The following is a 22132-nucleotide window of genomic DNA, read 5'->3' on the forward strand; positions in this document are numbered from 1 at the left end:
ATAATGATGGAAAAAACCCAATTGCCTAACGTCAGAATATGGAAAAGAGTTCCAACAAATCTGACCCAAACAACCTAGCGAGTTTTGATCACCAACTGATTCGTCTGTTTAACTTCTTCCATGACAACGTAGGTGCGAGTGTCATTAACACCCGGCAAACGCAGCAAGGTATCACCAAGCAGCTTTCGGTAAGCACTCATATCCGATACGCGAGTTTTTAATAAATAGTCAAAATCCCCAGAAACTAGATGACATTCTTGGATATCATCGAGTTTTTGTACTGCTGTATTGAATTGTTCAAACACGTCTGGCGCTCCGCGGTTCAACGTGATTTCAACAAAGACAAGCAGTGATGCATCAAGATACTGAGGATTCAGCAACGCTGTATACCCAGTGATATAACCTTGACGTTCTAATCGACGAACACGCTCTAGACATGGTGTTGGAGAAAGCCCAACGCGTTTTGAGAGTTCAACATTAGAAATACGACCATCTTTTTGCAACTCATTAAGAATATTGCGATCGATACGGTCTAGATCCTTAGACGGCTTTTTGTAATTGTCTGCCATTTTTTATTCCACCTTATTACTTCCTTGCAAAAAAATATACTACAACTTCTTAATATTCAGTATCAAATTTTGTAAATTAGTTTCTATACTAGATATTAATTCGACAGAATTACCCTACACATAGATAATACAACCAAAATAACAAAAGGAGTCAGGATGATCATTGGCGTACCAAAGGAAATCAAGAACCACGAATACCGAGTGGGCATGATACCAGCTAGTGTAAGAGAACTAATCTCTCACGGTCACCAAGTTTTTGTAGAAACCAACGCCGGTTCAGGCATCGGTTTTTCAGACGATGATTACATCGCTGTAGGCGCATCCATTCTTCCTACTGCTGCTGACGTATTCGCGAAAGCAGAGATGATTGTAAAGGTCAAAGAACCTCAAACTGTCGAGCGAGCTATGCTCAAAGAGGGACAAATATTATTTACCTATTTACACCTCGCACCAGATTTTCCACAAACTGATGAGCTAATAAAGAGCAAAGCTGTCTGCATAGCCTATGAGACTGTAACAGATTATATGGGTCGCTTGCCACTACTTGCACCTATGTCTGAGGTCGCAGGTCGCATGTCTATCCAAGCTGGCGCACAAACTTTGGAGAAATCTCACGGTGGACGTGGTCTTCTCATTGGCGGCGTACCGGGTGTTGAGCCTGCAAAAGTCGTGGTCGTTGGTGGTGGCGTTGTTGGTGCTAACGCAGCAAGAATGGCTGTTGGTCTACGTGCCGACGTCACGATTTTAGATAGAAACCTAGATACGCTTCGTCGTCTTGATGAAGAATTCCAAGGACGCGCGAAAGTCGTTTATTCTACAGAAGACGCTATTGAGAAGCATGTCCTAGAAGCTGACTTGGTTATCGGTGCGGTATTGATTCCAGGTGCTGCGGCTCCCAAACTGGTCACGAAAGAACATATCGCGAAAATGAAACCAGGTGCCGCCGTTGTTGACGTTGCTATCGATCAAGGTGGTTGTTTTGAAACTTCCCATGCAACCACGCATGCGGATCCGACTTACATCGTTGATGATGTGGTCCATTATTGCGTAGCAAACATGCCAGGGGCTGTCGCACGTACTTCTACCTTTGCTTTGAACAACGCAACACTGCCTTACATTGTTAAATTAGCAAACAAAGGCTACAAAGAAGCCCTACTATCGGACAAAGGATTCCTCGAAGGATTGAACGTCATTCACGGTAAAGTAACCTGTAAAGAAGTCGCAGAAAGCTTTGGCCTAGAATACGTTGAACCCGTTACAGCGATAGAAATGTTCAACTAAGCTGAAAGTTGATGATAAAAGGTCTAGTTATAAACTAGACCTTTTTTGTCTAAAAATTCTGATACTTATCAAGATCATCCCACCAATTTTCGACTACATATCGACCTTTAGAAACAAAAAAGCCCTCATTTGATGAGAGCTTGTTTGATTAGTATTACTGCTTACCTAACCATTTATTGAGCGACCTATCTAACCACTGATCAGAATGAAGTTTACATTAAACAAGTGTGTATCTTAACAACCAGGCTTCATCTAAAAACCTATGTTCACTTTAAAACCTATGCTCACCTTAAAACCAGCGCTCCAGTGCACTTTTATCTAACTGCCTAAATGCACGGTTAAGAATTTGAGCTAACTCTTTATAACGCGGTTTGGGTTTCATCGGCTCAAGTGCCATTCCCGTTTCCACGATTTTCTGATGCATTTCTCGATACCAGTTGGCTAACGAAGGGGGTAACTGCTTGTTGGCTCGGTTTCCTAGCCACCACATCCCTTGCAACGGCAAGCTAATCGCAAATAATGCAACAACAACGGCTTGTGGAAGCGCTTGCTGATTTTGAAATGCTACCTGAGTGATGACACTGATCGCGGCGATAGCAGGCATAACACGAATCGCAAATCGCGTTGCTTTGATGACTCGCTGCTCAGGAAATAAAATAGCGAGCTCTTTACGCATAGGCCACGTATCCATGTACTTCTGACCGTCTCTGAGGCTGTGAACCAACCCGACTTTATCATTCATAGAAATCTCTCACTATTGAATCGACCCATTGCTAAATTATTTTAAATTTTCAATTTTTACAGTAAAAAATTGACTCAAAATAATATTCTTTCAATTTTTTTTGTTATATTTGTCGAATATCGCTATTCTTTGCACCCTCTATTACTCATTGTTGCTGTTATTTTCCATTTAGGCAACCATGACAATGATATCAGCAAGGATTGCGAGCACGACTTTCAGAGTAAAGTGGTGTCTTATTAAAAGGAAATTAAGCGAACTTTTTACCAAGAATAGTGTGTAACCCTTACTCGGTCAGCTATTCTTGAGATTGATTTTCATCTTTTCTGATTTTTTCAGACGAATAACAGGTAGTCACACTCATGTCTAAGCTGGTTTTAGTTTTAAACTGCGGTAGTTCTTCTCTTAAATTTGCGGTTGTCGATGCAGTATCTGGCGACGAGCACCTAACTGGTCTTGCAGAATGTCTGCACCTTCCTGAAGCCCGCATCAAGTGGAAACTTGATGGTAAGCACGAAGCTCAGCTAGGTAACGGCGCAGCTCACGAAGAAGCGCTAGCGTTCATGGTAGAAACTATTCTTGCTTCTAAGCCAGAGCTTAAAGCTAATCTAGGCGCTATCGGTCACCGTATCGTACACGGTGGCGAGCAGTTCACTCAATCTGCTCTGATTACTGACGAAGTGCTAAAAGGGATTCAAGACGCGGCGACTTTCGCACCTCTTCACAACCCTGCGCATCTTATCGGTATCGAAGCGGCTAAGCACAATTTCCCTGAGCTTCAGAACGTTGCTGTGTTTGACACGGCTTTCCACCAGACAATGCCTGAAGAGTCTTTCCTATACGCTCTACCATACAAGCTGTACAAAGAGCACGGCATCCGTCGTTACGGCATGCACGGTACTTCTCACCTATTCATCACTCGTGAAGTGGCGTCTCTTCTTGATAAACCCGTTGAAGAAGTTAACATCATCAACTGTCACCTAGGTAACGGCGCATCGGTATGTGCAATCAAGAACGGTCAATCCGTTGATACTTCAATGGGTCTGACTCCTCTTGAAGGTCTTGTGATGGGTACTCGTTCGGGCGATCTAGACCCTGCAATCATCTTCCACCTGCATGACGCGCTTGGCTACTCTGTTGAAGAAATCAACACGATGCTAACGAAAGAGTCTGGCCTTGCTGGTCTAACTGAAGTTACTTCTGACTGTCGTTTCGTTGAAGACAACTACGGCGAAAAAGAAGAAGCAACTCGTGCAATGGATGTTTTCTGTCACCGCCTAGCTAAGTATGTTGCAGGTTACACAGCGACTTTGGATGGCCGCGTTGATGCAATCACTTTCACTGGCGGTATCGGCGAGAACTCTGGTCCTATCCGTGAAATGGTTCTAAACCGCCTAGGTATCTTCGGTATTGAAGTCGATGGCGAAGCTAACCTAAAAGCTCGCTTCGGCAGCGAAGGGACGATCACGACCGCTAACAGCCGTATCCCGGCTATGGTTATCTCTACGAATGAAGAGCTAGTAATCGCTGAAGATACCGCTCGTCTAGCCGCACTATAATTATTTTTGGCCAGTGAATGCCACTGGCCTTATTTTCTGTACATACATAAGGGCTCAACCGCTATTCCAAAGGGACTTTGTTATTGATCGTATTGCTCGATTAATCGAGAACTAAGGGATCAGTCGTTGGGCTTTTTTTTCAAATAAAGGTGTTTTGCATATGTCTCGTACTATTATGCTTATCCCAACTAGTGCTGGTGTTGGTCTGACTAGTGTTAGCATGGGTGTTCTTCGCGCCATGGAGCGCAAGGGCGTTAATGTTTCTTTCTATAAGCCAATCGCACAGCCACGTTCAGGTAAAGATCAGCCAGATTTAACCTCAACGATCATTGCGGCGAACAGCTCAATTCTGGTTGGCCAGCCAACGCCTATCTCTGTTGCTGAAAATCTGATCGGTAACGAGAAAATGGACGTGCTGCTAGAGTCTGTTGTTGAACAATACAACAAAGTCAGCAACGATTCAGAAGTGACTTTAATTGAAGGCTTAGTGCCTACTCGTAAGCACCCATTTGCTAACCAAGTCAATGCGGAGATAGCGAAGACATTAGGCGCTGAAATTGTCTTAGTGGCGACACCAGGCACAGACAACCCTGTTCAGCTTAAAGAGCGTATTGAAGTCGCATGTTCTAACTTTGGCGGCACTAAGAACAAAAGCATCAAGGGCGTTATCATCAACAAATTCAACGCACCTGTTGATGAAGCGGGTCGTACGCGCCCTGACCTATCTGAAATCTTCGACGATGCAGACAGTGCGCAACAAGCTAACCTTGAAGTCATGCAAATCTTCAACACGAGCCCAATTCGCGTTCTCGGTTGTGTGCCTTGGAGCATTGACCTAATCGCAACTCGTGCTATTGATATGGCAAAGCACTTAAACGCTGAAATCATTAATGTCGGTGAAATTGAAAAGCGCCGCATTAAGAGCATTACTTTCTGTGCGCGTTCTCTTCCTCACATGGTTGAGCACTTTAAGCCAGGCTCTTTACTGGTGACTTCCGCTGACCGCCCTGACGTAATCGTTGCAGCGGCTCTTGCCGCGAAAAACGGTGTTGAAATCGGCGCTATCTTGCTCACTGGCGGTTATGACATGCCAGAGCAGATCATCGAGCTTTGTAAGCCTGCATTTGAAACGGGTCTTCCTATCTTCAAAGCGCAAGGTAACACTTGGCAGACATCCCTGAACCTACAGAGCTTTAACCTAGAAGTGCCTGCAGATGATAAAGAGCGTATCGAATTCGTTAACGATCACGTTGCTAGCCATATTGACGGCCCTTGGATTGATTCTCTATCCGAAGGTGTTCAAGGCATTCGCCGCCTAAGCCCTCCAGCATTCCGTTACCAGCTAACAGAGTTTGCTCGTAAAGCAGGCAAACGCATTGTTCTTCCTGAAGGTGATGAGCCACGAACTGTTAAAGCAGCGTCTATCTGTGCGGAGCGCGGTATTGCTAGCTGCGTGTTGATTGGTAACCCTGACGAAATTCGCCGTGTTGCAGCAGCGCAAGGTGTGGAGCTAGGCGCTGGTGTTGAGATCATCGACCCAGAAGCTGTTCGCGAAAACTACGTCGCTCGCCTTGTTGAACTGCGTGGCAAGAAAGGCATGACGGAAGTTGTTGCTCGTGAAAAACTGGAAGACTCTGTATTCCTAGGCACAATGATGCTTGAGAATAACGAAGTAGACGGTCTTGTATCGGGTGCGGTTCACACAACAGCCAACACGATCGTACCACCGTTCCAAATCATCAAAACAGCCCCTGATGCGTCTATCGTATCTTCAATCTTCTTCATGCTTCTGCCTGATCAAGTATTGGTATACGGTGACTGTGCTATCAACCCAGATCCAAACGCTGAGCAATTGGCTGAAATCGCGATTCAATCGGCTGATTCAGCAGCGGCGTTCGGCATCGACCCTCGTGTTGCTATGATCTCATACTCAACAGGTGAATCTGGTAAAGGCGCAGACGTCGATAAAGTACGTGAAGCGACTAAGATTGCTCAACAGAAACGTCCTGATCTTATCATTGACGGTCCTTTACAGTACGATGCAGCGATCATGGAGAACGTAGCGGCTTCTAAAGCGCCTAACTCTCCTGTAGCAGGTAAAGCCACGGTATTTGTATTCCCAGACTTAAACACGGGTAACACAACGTACAAAGCGGTACAGCGTTCAGCAGACCTAGTCTCTATCGGTCCAATGCTTCAAGGTATGCGCAAGCCAGTAAATGATTTGTCTCGCGGTGCGCTAGTCGACGATATTGTTTACACAATTGCACTAACCGCTATTCAAGCGACTCAAGGTTAATAGAACCCGACTGTCGTTTAACACGCTGCTTTATCGGTAGAACATTTATAGACAGCAGATAAATAAAACCCTCGATACTCCTAGTGATGTCGAGGGTTTTTATTATCCTTCATTTCCTCTTCGATTTTGTCGCAATTGTAAGTCAAATCAACATGGTTCTATCAATATCTTTTAAGGTTACTCGCAACCACCATGCACTACAAGGAAGTTCCTAACTCACTGAAATTATTTATTTTATAGTGTCATTTAAGTAAAGTTCACTGAGGTTTTTATGATGAAATATTGTATACGTCTGGTCGTGATTTCTCTATTTAGCTACATTCTACTCGGCTGCGCTTCTTCCCCTCCTCCGGTTGCACTGAAAAGCAATCCACTCTGGTCTAGTCATACGCTGGAGAATGGTTTTACTTACCATTTAAGGCACTCTGAAAAAGCCCCCGTATCAATGCGATTGATTGTCCATTCAGGCTCTTTGCAAGAAACAGAACAGCAACTCGGTTATGCCCATTTCCTCGAGCATATGGCGTTCAACGGAACCAAGCATTTTAAGGGCAACGACATAGTGGCGCTTTTTGAACAGGCAGGTGCGAGCTTTGGGGCCGACCTGAATGCTTACACCAGTTTCCACGAGACGATCTATAAGCTCGATCTTTCTGATGATAGCTCGCTTGAAAAAGGGCTGCTCTGGTTTGGTGACATTAGCCAACGCATTCGATTAGAAGGTGACGAAGTAGAAAAAGAAAAAGGGGTTGTACTGGGTGAAATTCGTCGTAGTCGACCAGAAAACCAACCGCTCGCGTACAAGTATTATGATCACTTACTTGAAGGCACTCAGTATCATAATCGCGACCCGATCGGCACCAAAGAGAGTATCAATAACCTTTCTCTCGAAGAGCTAAAGGCCTATTATGACCAATGGTATCAGCCCTCTCGAACTGAACTCGTTATTTATGGTAACTTTGACCAAAGTAACATTGCATCATTAATCAAACAGCAATTTGAGAACTGGGAAGAGACATCCTTAGAGACTCAATTTGAACCTAATAAAACCGGCCAAAGATACAACTTCACCGATCTAATCAGCACGATTGAAGAAAATGAAACCCCAAGTTACGGCATGGTTTTCGATCGTGGTGATCGCGCTACCACTACAACTGGGGCGCAACAAGAAGCGTGGCTTGATGAGATAGCTCACACCGTTATTAGGCATCGATTATCAACTCGCTTTATGGATGCTGCACTCCCTGTTTCGGGGCTATATTCGATAGATTACTTGCTCCCTTATCAGCGTCTTTTTTTGACTGAAATTACCTTTCCTTCAGACAAAAGAGAGGCTAATCAATTACTGTTTCAAACCACCATTGCAGAGCTACGTGATCACGGGATCAGCCAAGAAGAACTCGAACTCGTAAGCAGCGAATGGCAAACACGGTTGAATAACCTAGATACGGATTGGAACAATACCAACGCAGAGACACACGCTGATGGCAAAGCAACCTCTCTCATTTTGGGTCAGCCTGCACAAGACCGAGAACAACATCGTCAAAACTTAATGGCGCTGACTGAAAATCTAAGCGTTAGCGGTATTAATCGCCATTTACGCACCTTACTCTCTGCTGATTACCAACTGGTCATTGGCGTCGATCAACAGGAAGACATTTCAAAGGTCACTGCTTTAGCAACGAAATGGCGAGAGAATACCGATGCTCGTGCCAAGAAACCACTCATGCTAGCCGCCGCTAATACAGCTTTTAACGAACCCAAAATGTCAGGTTCTATCGTCAATCAGCAAGCATTAGATTCAAGGCATAACATTCACACCTGGTCACTTTCCAATGGTGTAGAGGTTTGGTACCAGAAAGACCAAAGCGTTGGAAACAAAATACATATGGTTTTGGCAAGTCGGGGCGGAAAAACAGCATTAGACCCAGCGTTATTTATGGCGAGCGATATCGCGATTAATACGGTTTCTCGAAGTGGTATTGGTGATTTTGATGGCTCGTCATTGGATTCTCACCTTAGACGCCACGACTTGTCGCTCATTCCATTTATCCACTTTACTCAACATGGCATTGAACTTCAAAGTAACCAGAAGAACCTGACCGACAGTTTTGCTGCATTGCACACCGTCTTTACTGATATCAATATCGATGAAGCTCAGCTTGAAGCGGTTAAACAAGAATATCACCAATCGGTTGCTTCTTTCCTTTCATCACCAGTCGGACCTTTCACCAAAAAGCTCAACCATATCAGCTATTTTTCCTCTAGCCCGCACTATTTTCAAGAGCTCTCTGATATTGATGCTGTTAGCTCACTACAAATAGAGCATGTCCATCGTGACCTTTTCACCAAGAACAGAAACTTTAAGCTGGTTATCATCGGCAATCTCGACGTTTCAGAGCTTACACCACTGCTCCGAAAGTACATCGCATCAATTCCACTGACCGGCACCAATGATGAACCCATTACTGTGGCTTATCAGGATTATCAAAATGAACGCGTCGATGTTTCGACAAACACAGAGAACACCAGCCACTACCTGCTGCGAATAACCAATCCTAAGACTGAACAGCGTGGTGCAAAGGCGATATTTATTGATGACATGCTTCAGCGTATGCTTACCCAACGCTTAACGACACATGTGCGAGAAGAGTTAAGTTTAGATTACGCCCCGTATGCATTTTCAGTCACTCAAGACAGCGAATTAGCCAGTGATTGGATGTTAACCGCTGACACGGATCCGAAAGATGTAGAAAAAGTAGAATTGGCCATTGATAACGTTGTTCGAGACTTATTACTCACCATTAGTGAGGAAGAACTCGCCGCAGTAGGAAGCCAGTTAGTCAATGATCTCGTGCCAATTGACAACGATGCGCCGCAAAGAGCTTGGTTTTACGCCAGATATCTCATTCATGGCTATGGTTTAGACCCTCTTTTTGATCCGCAAGCACAAGTTGATAAGATCTCGTTAAGCGATGTTCAGCAAAGGGCTGCACTTATCTTTGGTGATGACTCCATGGTCGTTAAAGGCATCCTTAGACCAAAATCGTAATCTTCATAAATACTTCACTACAAAGCCTTATCCTCTCGATAGGGCTTATATTTATAGGTTCTTTTCCACTATAGATATCTTTGACTGTAAGATTTTGTAGTAGTGTTTTAACACCCGCAGTTTTTGGGAAAACCCACAAACAAAAAAAGCGCGATTCATTTAAGAAATCGCGCTTAAGCCTGTCACAGGCTGAACTAACGAAGTTTAGATGCTCACGTGTAAACAGGATACAGCGTGCACATCATTACCTTGGATCGTAGGTTTCGTCTCTGCACATTCCTGTGTTGCTTTCGGGCAACGGGTACGGAATACACAACCAGACGGCGGATTAATTGGAGACGGTAAATCCCCTTCCAACATCTCGATTTTCTTTGCTCTTTCAAGACGAGGATCGGGAATCGGTACCGCTGACATCAATGCTTTCGTATAAGGATGTTTTGGCTCGGCAAACACAGCATGCGCTTCACCAAGCTCAACAGCGTTCCCCAAGTACATCACCAACACTCTGTCGGAGATATGCTTAATCACAGACAAATCATGGGCGATAAACACCAGGCTCAAACCAAGCTCTTTTTGTAGCTCTTTAAGGAGGTTTACAACCTGCGCCTGAATCGATACATCAAGAGCCGATACCGGTTCATCACAAATGATCATCTTTGGATTCAAGATAAGTGCACGTGCAATACCGATACGCTGACACTGACCACCCGAGAACTCGTGAGGATAACGGTTGATGACATTAGGTAATAGACCGACTTTCGTCATCATCTCTTTGACTCTTGATTTCACTTCATCCTTACTCAGTTCAGGGTAGAAAGTCTCAAGGGGTTCGGCAATGATATCGCCAATCGTCATTCGAGGGTTCAGAGACGCTAATGGGTCCTGGAAGATCATTTGAATATCTTTACGAGTTTCACGTCGCTGCACAGAATGCATTTTGGTTAGGTCTTGACCCAGCCACACCACTTCACCATCGGTTGCTTCTACTAGCCCGATAATGGCGCGTGCAAAGGTAGACTTACCGCAACCAGATTCACCAACCACACCTAGGGTTTCCCCTTCGTATAGACGAGCGTCAATGCCATCTACCGCTTTAAGGTTTGATGGCTTTGACCATGGCCAAGCAGATTTAGACGCAATGCTAAAGTGTACTTTTAAGTTCTTAACATCTAGCAGTAATGATTTTTGTTCGCTCATTTTGTCCAAGTCTCCCAGTCAGAAAAACACGCACGCTGGCGTCCATCACCAAATGGCTGAAGGATCGGCGCTTCACTCATACATCTGTCCATCACACGGTGACAACGGTCCTGATAAGGGCAGCCCGGTGGCAGACGAAGTAAGTTAGGTGGATTACCTGGAATCGTTGGTAGAATTTCACCTTCGGTATCGAGGCGAGGAATGGCTTTTAGTAGCCCCTCTGCGTATGGGTGGCTTGGTTCATAGAAGATTTCATCAACACTACCGTACTCCATGGTACGGCCCGCATACATCACCAGCACTTTGTCACAAGAGCCAGCTACAACGCCCAAGTCATGAGTAATCATGATGATTGCGGTATTAAACTCATCTTTCAGTTCATTCAGCAAATCCATGATTTGAGCTTGAACAGTCACATCAAGAGCCGTGGTTGGCTCATCAGCGATCAGTAGTTTCGGGCGACACAATAGTGCCATTGCGATCATCACACGCTGACGCATACCACCAGAGAACTCATGAGGGTACATAGTAATACGTTTACGCGCTTCAGGTATCTTTACGGCTTCAAGCATGCGTACGGATTCTTCGAACGCCTCTGCTTTTCCCATGCCTTTATGAAGCATGAGCACTTCCATCAGCTGATCGCTGACTTTCATGTAAGGGTTAAGCGACGTCATCGGGTCTTGGAAAATCATCGCAATCTGCTCTGCACGAACTTTGTTCAATGCTTTTTCTGGCAGGTTGAGAATTTCATTGCCTTCGAACTTCGCACTACCAGAGATGATGCCGTTCTTGGCCAATAGGCCCATAATTGCGAATACGGTTTGAGATTTACCTGAACCAGATTCCCCTACAATGCCGAGGGTTTCACCTTGTTCTAGTGAGAAATTCAGGTCGTTCACTGCGGTGACAATACCATCTTGGGTAGTGAATTCTACGCGCAGATCTTTGACATCTAATAAGCTCATCATTGCTTCCTTAATCTTATTGTTATCTGTCTTTTGGATCTAACGCATCGCGTAGACCATCACCAACGTAGTTGAAGCAAAATAGCGTCACTACCATGAATACCGCAGGGAATATCAGTTGCCAAATAGCCACTTCCATTGTCTGCGAACCTTCTTGTAGAAGCGCACCCCAACTTGTCATCGGCTCTTGCACACCAAGACCAAGGAATGAAAGGAATGATTCTGTCAAAATCATGCTTGGAATAAGCAGTGTTGAATAGACCGCAACAATACCCAATACGTTGGGAACGATATGACGAGTAATGATCTTCCAGTTACTTACGCCACAAACATGTGCTGCTTCGATAAACTCTTTACTGCGAAGGCTCAGTGTTTGGCCTCGAACAATACGTGCCATATCGAGCCAGGCGATCGCACCAATGGCAACAAATATCAGTACGATATTACGACCAAAAAAGGTGACTAGAACAATCACAAGGAACATGAAAGGAACCGCGTAAAGAATTTCTAAGATACGCATCATAATGCGGTCAGTACGACCACCAATGAAGCCCGATGTGGCACCGTAAAGTGTTCCAATGAGGACCGCGACAAACGCACCTAATACACCAACCATGAGGGAGATACGTCCACCAATCAGAGTACGAACATACAGGTCTCGCCCTAAGCTATCCGTACCAAACCAGTGAGAGGCACTTGGAGCGGCGTGCATGGCATACCAGTCCGTGTCGTCATACGCATACTGAGCGATCATCGGCAGAACAATAACAGCCAGCGTCATGATCATCAGCACAAACAAGCTCACCATGGCCGCTTTATTTCGCATAAAACGGATACGGGCGTCTTGCCATAAACTGCGACCTTCAATTTCAAGGTTTTCCGAGAACTTCTCGATCGCTTCTAGGTTCTTTTTCTTTGTTAACATAATCAACCTTCCTGCTAGTAGCGAATCTTCGGATCAATCATTGCTAATAAAATATCAACAATGGCATTGAATAAGATGAATAGGAAACCAATGAGAATTGTGACTCCCATTACTAGCGAATAATCACGGTTAAATGCGGCGTTAACAAACAATTTACCGATGCCAGGCAGACCAAAAATGGTTTCGATTACCACGGAACCCGTAATAATGCCGACAAAAGCTGGCCCCATGTACGAAACAACCGGCAACATTGCAGGCTTAAGTGCATGTTTAACGATGATGTATGGATAACTCAAACCTTTAGCGCGAGCTGTACGAATAAAGTTACTGTTCAATGTTTCGATCATCGAACCACGAGTGATACGAGCAAACGTCGCCACATACAGTAAAGACATGCCTACAACCGGCAATGCCATGTATTTAAACGAGCCGTCTAACCAACCACCAGCGGGGAACCAACCTAGGTTGATGGAAAAGATATAAATCAATGTAGGAGCAAGAACAAAAGAAGGCAACACCACGCCCAGCATGGCGGTAGACATGACCGTATAGTCAGCCCAGGTATTTTGTTTTAATGCTGCAAATGTCCCAACGGTGACCCCCATGACGAGAGTAAAAATAAACGCGAATAATCCCACTTTTGCCGAAACGGGTAAGGCAACAGAGATAAGTTCATTTACTGAGTAATCTAGATATTTAAATGATGGCCCAAAATCACCTTGAATGACGTTAGTCAAATACGTGGTGTACTGTTCAAAAACAGGTTTGTCGAGGCCATATTTAGCTTCGATATTAGCCATAACTTCTGGCGGAAGCGGACGCTCACTTGAGAATGGATTTCCCGGTGCGTAACGCATAAGAAAGAAAGATACCGTAATCAACACCAACATAGTTGGTATGGCTTCGAATATCCTTTTCGCGATGAATTTAAGCATAAGCTCACTCTTTCAGTCTGTGACAAAAAATTTCAATGTAAAAAATAGAAAATACGCTACACGTACTCATTGCAATAATGAGTACGTGTAGCATCGATCGTTATTATTTTTATATCAGCTTTGTTGACTACTTAGCTTTGATGTAAAGATCTTTTGAGTAGATTTTTTCTTCCGGGTTATTCACTGGGAAGCCACCGACTTGTGGATTCAGTAAACGTGCTTTCACGTACTGGTAGATCGGTGCGATTGGCATGTCTCGAGTCAGTAACTGCTCAGCTTCTAGGTACAGTGCCGTGCGCTCTTCTTCAGACGTTGACGTCAGTGCTTTTTCCATAACCGCATCGTATTCTTTACTGTCGTAGTGAATACCGCCAGTCGTGTTGGTGCTCTTCATCAGCGTTAGGAATGAAGATGCTTCATTGTAGTCGCCACACCAGCCAGCACGTGCAACTTCAAAGTTACCCGCGTCTTTTGTTGATAGGTACGTTTTCCACTCTTGGTTTTCTAGCGTAACATCAAGACCCAGTGTCTTCTTCCACATTGAACCAAGCGCAACAGCGATTTTCTTATGGTTTTCAGACGTGTTGTAAAGAAGAGAGAATTTCAGTGGATTGTCAGTGCCGAAACCAGCTTCAGAAAGAAGTTTTGCCGCTTCTGCATCACGCTCTTGTTGCGTCATTTTACCGTAAGCAGGAACTTCTGGGTTAAATCCAGCTGTGATTTCAGGTGTCAGGAAGTATGCAGGTTTCTGGCCTTGACCAAGAATCGCATCGGTTACGATGTTACGGTCGATAGCGTATGAAATCGCTTTACGAACTCGAACATCATCAAACGGTGCTTTCTTTGTGTTAAAGATGTAGTAGTAAGTACACAGGTTACCAGTAATAGACAGTGATTCTGCGTGCTCTTTTTCCAGACGACGGAAGTGCTCGTTTGGAATCTCGTAAGTCACATCCACTTCACCAGCTAGGAAACGGTTCATTTCTGCTACTTGGTTTTCAATCGGTAGGAAAGTCACTTTGTTTAACGTCGTATTCTCGTTATCCCAGTACTTTTCGTTACGTTTTAGAACTAAGCGCTCATTCACGACCCATTGATCAACAACGTATGCGCCGTTACCAACAAAGTTTTCAGGCTTAGTCCATTGGTCACCAAACTTTTCTACTGTCGCTTGGTGTACCGGTTTCGTCGTTGTGTGGCCAACCATCATCACGAAGTATGGGACAGCAGACTCAAGTTCAACCACGAGCGTATGATCATCGACAGCTTTAACACCGAGTGTGCTCTTGTCTTTTTTGCCTGCAACGATGTCTTTAGCGTTCGCCATCTTGGTGTATTCCATGTACCAAGCGTATGGAGACGCGGTATTTGGATCAACGGCACGCTGCCAGCTGAATACGAAGTCTTGCGCGGTGACCGGATCGCCATTTGACCATACGGCATCTTTGCGCAGGTTAAATGTGAATGTCTTGTTGTCTGTCGTTTCCCAAGTTTCAGCAATACCAGGAATGGTATTACCGTCAGCATCTTGGTTTACCAGACCTTCAAGAAGATCACGAATAACGTGAGATTCAGAAACACCCTGTGATTTGTGTGGGTCAATTGTCGCAACTTCTGCACCGTTACCACGAACGATCTCTTGCACATCAGCAAGTGTTGATTCGGTAACTTCAGGAAGTGTTGCTGGCGTAGCTGGCGTGGCTGCTTGTTTTTCTTCTGGCTTATCGCCACAACCAGTAAGCGCTAGAGAAAGGCCCGCACTGATGAAAAGCGCACGAGTGATTTTATTCTTGTACATGCATTAAACTCCAAGTTTTTATGTTGCATCCATGACTTCCTTGTAAGAACCCCTGTTTAGGTAGTGATTTAGATTTATTTTGCACAAAAAATGAGCATAAAAATCTAAAACCTTACAAAGATTGTGGCACACAGTAACAATCATCGAAGCGATTTACCATAAATTGACGTCAGAAAAACGTATAATTCTTCCAATAGCGATAGATGGTAGTTAAAAAAACTATCATTTTAGAGACTGACAGTGATTTTATATAGAAATGACTTAGCTAATAGACTATGGTACCGAAAATTCTAACCTGACACATTTTGACAGCATCTTATGCTAGAAAACTAAAAATAATTTAACATTTGAGCGCCAGTTGATCTAACACTAAGTCACAATTCACCAATACCCCGTGTCAATTTGTGAAGACTATCACCCTAAGTCGTCACGCTCGATTTCTACTTGATAAATCAAGCTTTGCACAAAATTGCATAGTGATGCAAAGTAAGCGAATTGATATGTTTGGTCGTTGCTTTTCTCTGGTGTCAAAAAACAAAAAAATCCCAAATGAATCAACATTTGGGATATTTGAATCATCCAGCGCTTAGCGGCATTGAAAGCTTTTATAACCACCGCGCTTTTTAGTTATTAAACTCTTCTACTCTTACACTCTTCTTTATATCTTCGCTTTTTTGTTATTTAGCTGGTCAATGACCGATGGGGGCGCAATTTTTGCGAGTTCAACCATGCACTCATCAGTCTTTTCATTTCCATAGCGGACATAGATATCACACACCGCATAAAGATGCTCTGGGGCCCCTGAAATCAAGTAAGCCGTCTCAAACGCTGTTGTCGCTTCATCGATGTTAAATGCTTCTTGTAATACACCGTATACATACCAGTAGTAACTATTAGACTTAGCCATCGTTGCTGCAATTTGACTCTCTTTTACCGCTGCCGCTTTATCCTCTAGCCGAACCAAAGTGAGTGACTTGGCGAAATGAAAATGGGCATTACTTGGTAGTGCTTCTATCGCTTGATCTAGAGTGTCAATCGCTTTTTCATCCATCCCTTGTGCACGATAGTTATCCGCCAGGCTTAACCGTACTTGTGGGTTGTTCGGTGCAGCTTGTTTTGATTGTAAATACTGCACTTCCGCCAATTCATATTGTTCGGTCCAGCGGTACACATCCGCCAGCAATAACTGAGACGCGTCATCAGCCTGGTCTTTTAAGTGTCCGATTAACTCGTTAGCCGGCTCAGAGAGTTGTTGTTGACTGGCTGCATCGAGAGTACTCCTATCTTTGAGTAGGCTGGCCGCAGCGGTTATACGCACTTGCTGAGTGTCATCGGTTAAAAGTGGTGACACTAAACTCCAACGATACTCTAAAGGATAAGGTTCCGCTCCGACGATCGCTGCTTCCCGGATCGCAGGACTGTCATCTTTTAATCCACGAGCAACGGCGACTAATCCGTTTTGACTTGGCGATGCTCCAAGAGATCTCAACGCCGCGACTCTAACCTCTTCTGTTTCTGTAATGTCTTGAGCTTGATAAGACCACTGAGACATCGGATCATTCGGTAGGCTTCGCTGTGCTTGCATCGGCTCAGCTTGAGGACTTAACAAAGCCCCCTGACCATTTGCGCTGCTCGTTGCTAACGTATTCGTTTCCAGGCTGCTTGCGCTGGCTGTATTGAGCATCAGCATTGACATGGCTAATATCATTGATGTTTTCATGATGTTGATCCTTAAAATTTGGTTTCGAAGCCAACACGTTTTTTCATTTGTTCGCGCAATACGGCATCACTGTATTTCCCGTGTTTAACAGGGTGTTTCGTTGCTCGAAGTATGTAGGCTATTGATTTATCAACATGCGAGAAAAATTTATACCAACCCGCGCATAAATAGTTGAGCCCGGGTTCGCCAGATTTAGTGCGGATAAAACGATTTTTCGGGCACTCTCCGTGACAAGCAAACTGATAATCACACGCCTGACACTGCGTCGTTAATGAGCGTGTTTTCGCGAAGCCAAATTTCTGCTGCTCTGGGCCATAAGCCATATCATCCAATTTCTGATGATGTATGTTGCCGATTTTGTATTCAGGGTACACGTAGTGATCACAGGTATAGACATCACCATTTGGCTCCATTGCAAGCCCTTTACCGCATAAGTCACTTAACGTACAAAGCGGGTTTCTGCGCCCCATCCACGTTTCAATACTCGCCTCAAAGTACTGAATAAAAACATTACCTATGTCTTTACGAGCCCACTCATCAAAGATGGTAATTAAGAAATTACCCCAAGCCAGATCAGAGACACACCAAGACTCAACAACGGAGTCTTTGCTCCCTGGAATAAGTCTTTTATCCCCTTGCTTAGGTTGATCATTAGGCTGCCAGGTTTGCGGAGCAGTATCACGGAACGTCTTTTGTTCAACAATGGGGATGAATTGCATCTGAGGGGACTTCACTTCATCTCTCAAGAAGCGATACACCTCAAGTGCGTTTTGACTGGTTAAGTTATTGACGCATGTTAACGTCGCAAAGCTCACTTTATGCTTGTGCAGCAATTCAACCGCCGCCATCACTTGCTTGAACGTTCCCTTACCCGCTTTATTGGTTCTATAGGTATTGTGAAGCATCTCTGGGCCGTCAATACTCAGACCTACAAGAAAATGATGCTTTGCTAAAAATTCACACCATTTATCGTTCAGCAAGATACCGTTAGTCTGTAAGTCGTTCGATATTTTAACGCCATCAGGCTGGTATTTCTTCTGAAACTCGACGATCTTTTCAAAGTATTCCAGACCAAGCATGGTCGGTTCACCACCCTGCCATGAAAAGATGATCTCCGGTGTATTTTGCGCGTCAATATAATTCTGGATATAGCTCTCAAGCATGGCTTCATCCATTTGAGGAGAGCACCCTTTTTTATACTCCAATAGGTCTTGCTTACTTAGGTAATAACAGTATGTGCAGTCAATATTACAGACAGCACCGATAGGTTTAGCCATGATATGTAATCGTTTTGACGCTTTACCGTTATATTGAGGACCTTGAGTAATATGCATTGTTTATTTACCTATCTTAATGTCTTGCCATAAGCATAACCGTGATCGATAGTTGTCGCTTGTTATACCCTTTATAACCATTTGTAATGGCAAAAAAACGCTATAATAGCGTCTCATACCGAACCTTTGAGACACCCAATGAAAATCTTTAATTACAGGCACTTATCAGCACTACTTGCGATCACATTCACCCTGTCAATAAGTGGTTGTGCAACTCAACCTCCGCACCCTATCGCTTTAGAGATTAATCAGGCGTTGGTTTTGGTCGAAGGCGGAACATTTACAATGGGCTCAAACCTTCCTAAAGCAACAAAAGCAGAACAACCCGCTCGGGATGTTACCGTGGACAGCTTCTACATAGCAAAGTTCGAAGTCACACAGGCACTGTTTGAATCGGTTATGGGATCATCTCACAGTTTCTTCCAAGATCCACAAGTTCCAGTCAATAATTTAAGCTGGCAACAAGCCAATTATTTTATTGACCAACTTAACGAGTTAACAGGTGAAAACTACCGTCTTCCAACCGAAGCTGAATGGGAATTTGCCGCTCAGGGCGGTATAAAGAGCCAGGGATACATCTACAGTGGCTCGAATAATGTTGACGATGTTGCATGGTATTCAGAAAACTCGAACAACCGAGCGCACCCAGTCGGACAAAAAATGCCTAATGAACTTGGCATATATGACATGACAGGCAATGTTGGAGAATTTGTCTCTGATGCCTTCGATGATACCTTTTATCGTTTCGGCCCAACTGATAACCCGCACAATGCTGAACATACTTCCCTACACTTAGCGCATAAATCGGTGAGAGGTGGAAGTTTTGCATATGATGCTGATCAATCTGAAAACTATCGAAGAGACTTTGCTAGTCAATCCATCATCATGTCTGATATGGGCTTACGCTTAGCTAAAGACGCTAAATAAGGAAATATCATGCCTAATATCCGCTTGTCTGGGTTAACACTCTCACTTCTTTGTGTGTTCTCTACCTTTGCTTTTTCAGAGGCAATCGCTTCTTCAGCGGAAATAGCTTCTGCTACAAATAGTAAGCCTAACTTGATTGTTCAGATTACCGTAGATGGTTTGCGTGGTGATTTATTGGATCGCTACAAACATAATTTCGGGGAAGGCGGTTTTCGCTACCTAATGGATGAAGGAGTGCATTACACCAATGCACACTACCAACACGGAAATACAGAAACTATCGTGGGTCATGTCTCTTTAGCAACAGGCGCTCCACCAAGCGTACATGGTATGGTTGGTAATGTTTGGTTTGACCGTGACGAAGATCGTTTGGTTTACAACGTTGAGGATGCAGACTACAACATGCTTACCTCTGGAGCAGGGGTTGATAAGTCTACAGAAATTGACCCAACTCAAAGAACTGCACAAGGTGATGGACGTTCTCCGATACCCATTCTTTCCACCACTTTTAGTGATGAATTAAGCATTTCGAATAACGGAAAATCCAAAGCATTCAGTGTCTCGATTAAAGACCGTGGTGCGATTTCTTTAGCTGGTCAAAGCGGTAAAGCTTTCTGGTTTTCAAAAGCGCAATCCGAATTTGCGACCAGTAATTACTATTATGACCAGTACCCTGAGTGGGTGGCTCGCTGGAATGAAAAGCGATTTACTGATCAATATTCTAAGCAAGCGTGGGATCTTTCATTACCAAAAGAGCAGTACACCTTGGTAGAAAACACGTCAGAACATAAATTTGATTTAGCTGGGTTTAAACGCACTTTTCCCCACCCTTACGGCCCGTCAAGTTTTCAGTATTATAGTACCATGCTCACGATAAGCCCTGCGGGTGATGAAATTACTGAAAACTTCGCGAGCACACTGCTCAAGCAAGAAAAGTTGGGCCAAGGTGATGCGACCGACTACCTAGCGGTTAGCTTCTCATCAAACGATTATGTGATTCACCTATATGGTCCAGAAAGTCTAGAAACAGAAGATAATCTGATTCGATTAGACCGAACCATTGCAAAAATGCTGAGCACAATAGATAGCCAGGTTGGCTTGAATAACACGTTGATTGTTTTATCTGCCGATCATGGTGTACCAGAATCGTCACCAGCGGTGAATGCTTTAGGGTTTAATCAAGCACAATACTTCAACAAAGATACGCTGTTATCGCAAGGCGTTGAACAACGCTTGAAGAGTGAGTTTGGGCTAGATAAAGACGCCATCAGGCTATTCGCTCAACCTTATATCTATTTAAATCATGATGTCATCGCGAAGAAAAAAGTTGATTTGGCAAACGTTCAAAATGCGATTGCAGAAGAAATAGCTAAAATCAGTGGCGTAGCTTATGCCGTTTCAAGCAGCGATATTGCCCGTAATCAAGTTCCAGACACTCGATTGAACCAGTTGATCAAAAACAATTATCATCCGGCTCGTTCAGGTGATATTTATGTTGTGTTTGCACCACGCAGCTACATTAATGATATGGATGGTTTACAGATCGCTTCAACGCACGGTTCTCCGTGGCGTTATGATACGCACGTACCGGTTATTTTTGCTGGGTTTGATATTGAACCACAAAGAATCTCTCGTGAAATCACCCCTTATGACATTGCTCCTACCCTGTCGAACAAACTGGGGATCACGCAGCCTAGTGGTTCAACTGGCGTAGTACTCGCTGAGGTCACTAAATAGTACTCAATATCTTTATTCGGATAAAATCAACCCGTAAAGAACACGATAGAAACAAAATAAAGAGCCGCTTATCAAATAACGATAAGCGGCTCTTTTTATTATGTGTGACGGTTACTTTAAATCGCCACTGGCGAATAAACATTGACCTAGAATTAACGGGATAAAACCTTAGCTGCGGCTTTAATTTTTGACCTTAACCATTGATGACTGGATTCATTGGTTCGGCTTGGGTGCCAAATCATACACATGTCGAAGTTATCCAACTGAAACGGCAACGGCAACGTTTTTACTTTGTATTTCTTTGAAAAACACTGAACAGAAGAGAGCGGTATCACACCGATATAATCAGAGCCTTCAATGACTGGAAGCATCTCAACCACCCCTGGCGCTCGGTAGACAATTTTGCGTTTCTCTAAATCACCAAAGTCCTCAGAACTCAAAAGACTTTTACGAGCATGCCAACGGGCGACGACGACGTGTTTATTAGACAAGAACTCGTCCATATTAATGCTATCACCAATTGTTGGATGGTCTAAACGACAAACAACAACTAAATCTTCGGTAGAAATTGCTTCATATTTCAGCGTCGTTCTTCCACGTGGCTTCATATCCAAAATGACATCGTGCCTTTGCAATCTTAAATCCGATTCATAATCTTCTGTAAACAGTGGATGAACTTCCAAGGCTATATCTGGTGCAACCTGACTAATAAGGTTCATCACCTTAGGCATTAACTCGTAACTTGCCGCTGAAACACACGCGATAGAAAATACGCGATTCGATGTTTTTGGATCGAAATCTCTTGAAGCAGATAACGTAGATGTAAAGTTCTTAAGCGCAGCGGCCATCGCAGGGTAAATATCCGTTGCAAATGTGGTTGGTTCAACCCCAGAGGTTGTTCTATGGAACAAAGGTTCGTTATAGATGTCTCTTAATCGTGCGAGAGCTTTACTGACGGCTGGCTGACTTATATCCATTCGATTTGCCGCTCTCGATAAGTTCTGCTCTTCGTAAATCGCGACAAATATTGGAATCAAATTGAGCTCGGTACTTTTCATACAGTTCCATAGTAAAGAAGCAGGATCTCTATCA

Annotated in this window: 16 protein-coding genes; 6 read left to right on the plus strand and 10 right to left on the minus strand. The window is 44.0% G+C overall.

What is annotated here, in order from left to right:
- Positions 1–74: 74 nt before the first annotated feature.
- Positions 75–569, minus strand: a complete 495-nt coding sequence (gene lrp / locus QF117_RS15755) for a leucine-responsive transcriptional regulator Lrp (protein ID WP_017033863.1) — start codon at positions 567–569, stop codon at positions 75–77.
- Between the two features lie 156 nt (positions 570–725).
- On the opposite strand from lrp, the gene ald reads away from it, so the two are divergent.
- Positions 726–1850, plus strand: a complete 1125-nt coding sequence (ald, locus tag QF117_RS15760; protein ID WP_282386711.1) for an alanine dehydrogenase — start codon at positions 726–728, stop codon at positions 1848–1850.
- A gap of 289 nt (positions 1851–2139) precedes the next feature.
- Here the strand turns inward: ald and yfbV are convergent, their stop codons facing one another.
- Positions 2140–2592, minus strand: a complete 453-nt coding sequence (yfbV, locus tag QF117_RS15765) for a terminus macrodomain insulation protein YfbV (RefSeq protein WP_282386712.1) — start codon at positions 2590–2592, stop codon at positions 2140–2142.
- Positions 2593–2951: 359 nt separating this feature from the next.
- On the opposite strand from yfbV, the gene QF117_RS15770 reads away from it, so the two are divergent.
- The 3 genes from QF117_RS15770 to QF117_RS15780 all read left to right on the plus strand — a co-directional run bounded on the left by QF117_RS15770 (position 2952) and on the right by QF117_RS15780 (position 9499).
- Positions 2952–4148, plus strand: coding sequence for an acetate kinase (locus QF117_RS15770; protein ID WP_282386713.1), 1197 nt, complete (start codon positions 2952–2954; stop codon positions 4146–4148).
- A 160-nt stretch (positions 4149–4308) separates the two neighbouring features.
- Positions 4309–6447 (plus strand): phosphate acetyltransferase, encoded by a 2139-nt coding sequence (pta, locus tag QF117_RS15775; RefSeq protein WP_282386715.1) that lies wholly within the window; start codon positions 4309–4311, stop codon positions 6445–6447.
- A 271-nt stretch (positions 6448–6718) separates the two neighbouring features.
- On the plus strand, positions 6719–9499 hold the full coding sequence (locus QF117_RS15780; protein WP_282386716.1) for a M16 family metallopeptidase: 2781 nt from the start codon (positions 6719–6721) through the stop codon (positions 9497–9499).
- 204 nt (positions 9500–9703) lie between these two features.
- On the opposite strand, the gene oppF is transcribed toward QF117_RS15780, so the two are convergent.
- The 7 genes from oppF to QF117_RS15815 all read right to left on the minus strand — a co-directional run bounded on the left by oppF (position 9704) and on the right by QF117_RS15815 (position 18376).
- The gene (gene oppF, locus QF117_RS15785) at positions 9704–10696 is read right to left on the minus strand and encodes a murein tripeptide/oligopeptide ABC transporter ATP binding protein OppF (RefSeq protein ID WP_017037855.1); all 993 of its coding nucleotides are present in this window, start codon (positions 10694–10696) and stop codon (positions 9704–9706) included.
- On the minus strand, positions 10693–11664 hold the full coding sequence (locus QF117_RS15790) for an ABC transporter ATP-binding protein (RefSeq protein WP_017033870.1): 972 nt from the start codon (positions 11662–11664) through the stop codon (positions 10693–10695). Before QF117_RS15790 ends, oppF begins: the two co-directional genes overlap by 4 nt.
- A gap of 22 nt (positions 11665–11686) precedes the next feature.
- Complete coding sequence (oppC, locus tag QF117_RS15795) at positions 11687–12589, minus strand: oligopeptide ABC transporter permease OppC (protein ID WP_282386717.1); 903 nt, start codon at positions 12587–12589, stop codon at positions 11687–11689.
- Positions 12590–12603: 14 nt separating this feature from the next.
- Positions 12604–13524 (minus strand): oligopeptide ABC transporter permease OppB, encoded by a 921-nt coding sequence (gene oppB, locus QF117_RS15800; protein ID WP_282386718.1) that lies wholly within the window; start codon positions 13522–13524, stop codon positions 12604–12606.
- A 127-nt stretch (positions 13525–13651) separates the two neighbouring features.
- Positions 13652–15322 (minus strand): ABC transporter substrate-binding protein, encoded by a 1671-nt coding sequence (locus QF117_RS15805; protein ID WP_282386719.1) that lies wholly within the window; start codon positions 15320–15322, stop codon positions 13652–13654.
- Between the two features lie 658 nt (positions 15323–15980).
- Positions 15981–17042 (minus strand): hypothetical protein, encoded by a 1062-nt coding sequence (locus QF117_RS15810; RefSeq protein ID WP_282386720.1) that lies wholly within the window; start codon positions 17040–17042, stop codon positions 15981–15983.
- An 11-nt stretch (positions 17043–17053) separates the two neighbouring features.
- Positions 17054–18376 (minus strand): anaerobic sulfatase maturase, encoded by a 1323-nt coding sequence (locus QF117_RS15815; RefSeq protein ID WP_282386721.1) that lies wholly within the window; start codon positions 18374–18376, stop codon positions 17054–17056.
- A 138-nt stretch (positions 18377–18514) separates the two neighbouring features.
- Here QF117_RS15815 and QF117_RS15820 point away from each other — a divergent pair, with 138 nt between their 5' ends.
- Positions 18515–19303: an SUMF1/EgtB/PvdO family nonheme iron enzyme gene (locus tag QF117_RS15820; RefSeq protein ID WP_282386722.1), complete on the plus strand. Its 789-nt coding sequence runs from the start codon at positions 18515–18517 to the stop codon at positions 19301–19303.
- Positions 19304–19312: 9 nt separating this feature from the next.
- On the plus strand, positions 19313–21040 hold the full coding sequence (locus tag QF117_RS15825) for an alkaline phosphatase family protein (protein ID WP_282386723.1): 1728 nt from the start codon (positions 19313–19315) through the stop codon (positions 21038–21040).
- A gap of 152 nt (positions 21041–21192) precedes the next feature.
- Here the strand turns inward: QF117_RS15825 and QF117_RS15830 are convergent, their stop codons facing one another.
- Positions 21193–22098, minus strand: a complete 906-nt coding sequence (locus QF117_RS15830) for a LysR family transcriptional regulator (RefSeq protein WP_282386724.1) — start codon at positions 22096–22098, stop codon at positions 21193–21195.
- Positions 22099–22132 lie beyond the last annotated feature (34 nt).

Source organism: Vibrio sp. YMD68 (assembly GCF_029958905.1).
GTDB lineage: Bacteria > Pseudomonadota > Gammaproteobacteria > Enterobacterales > Vibrionaceae > Vibrio.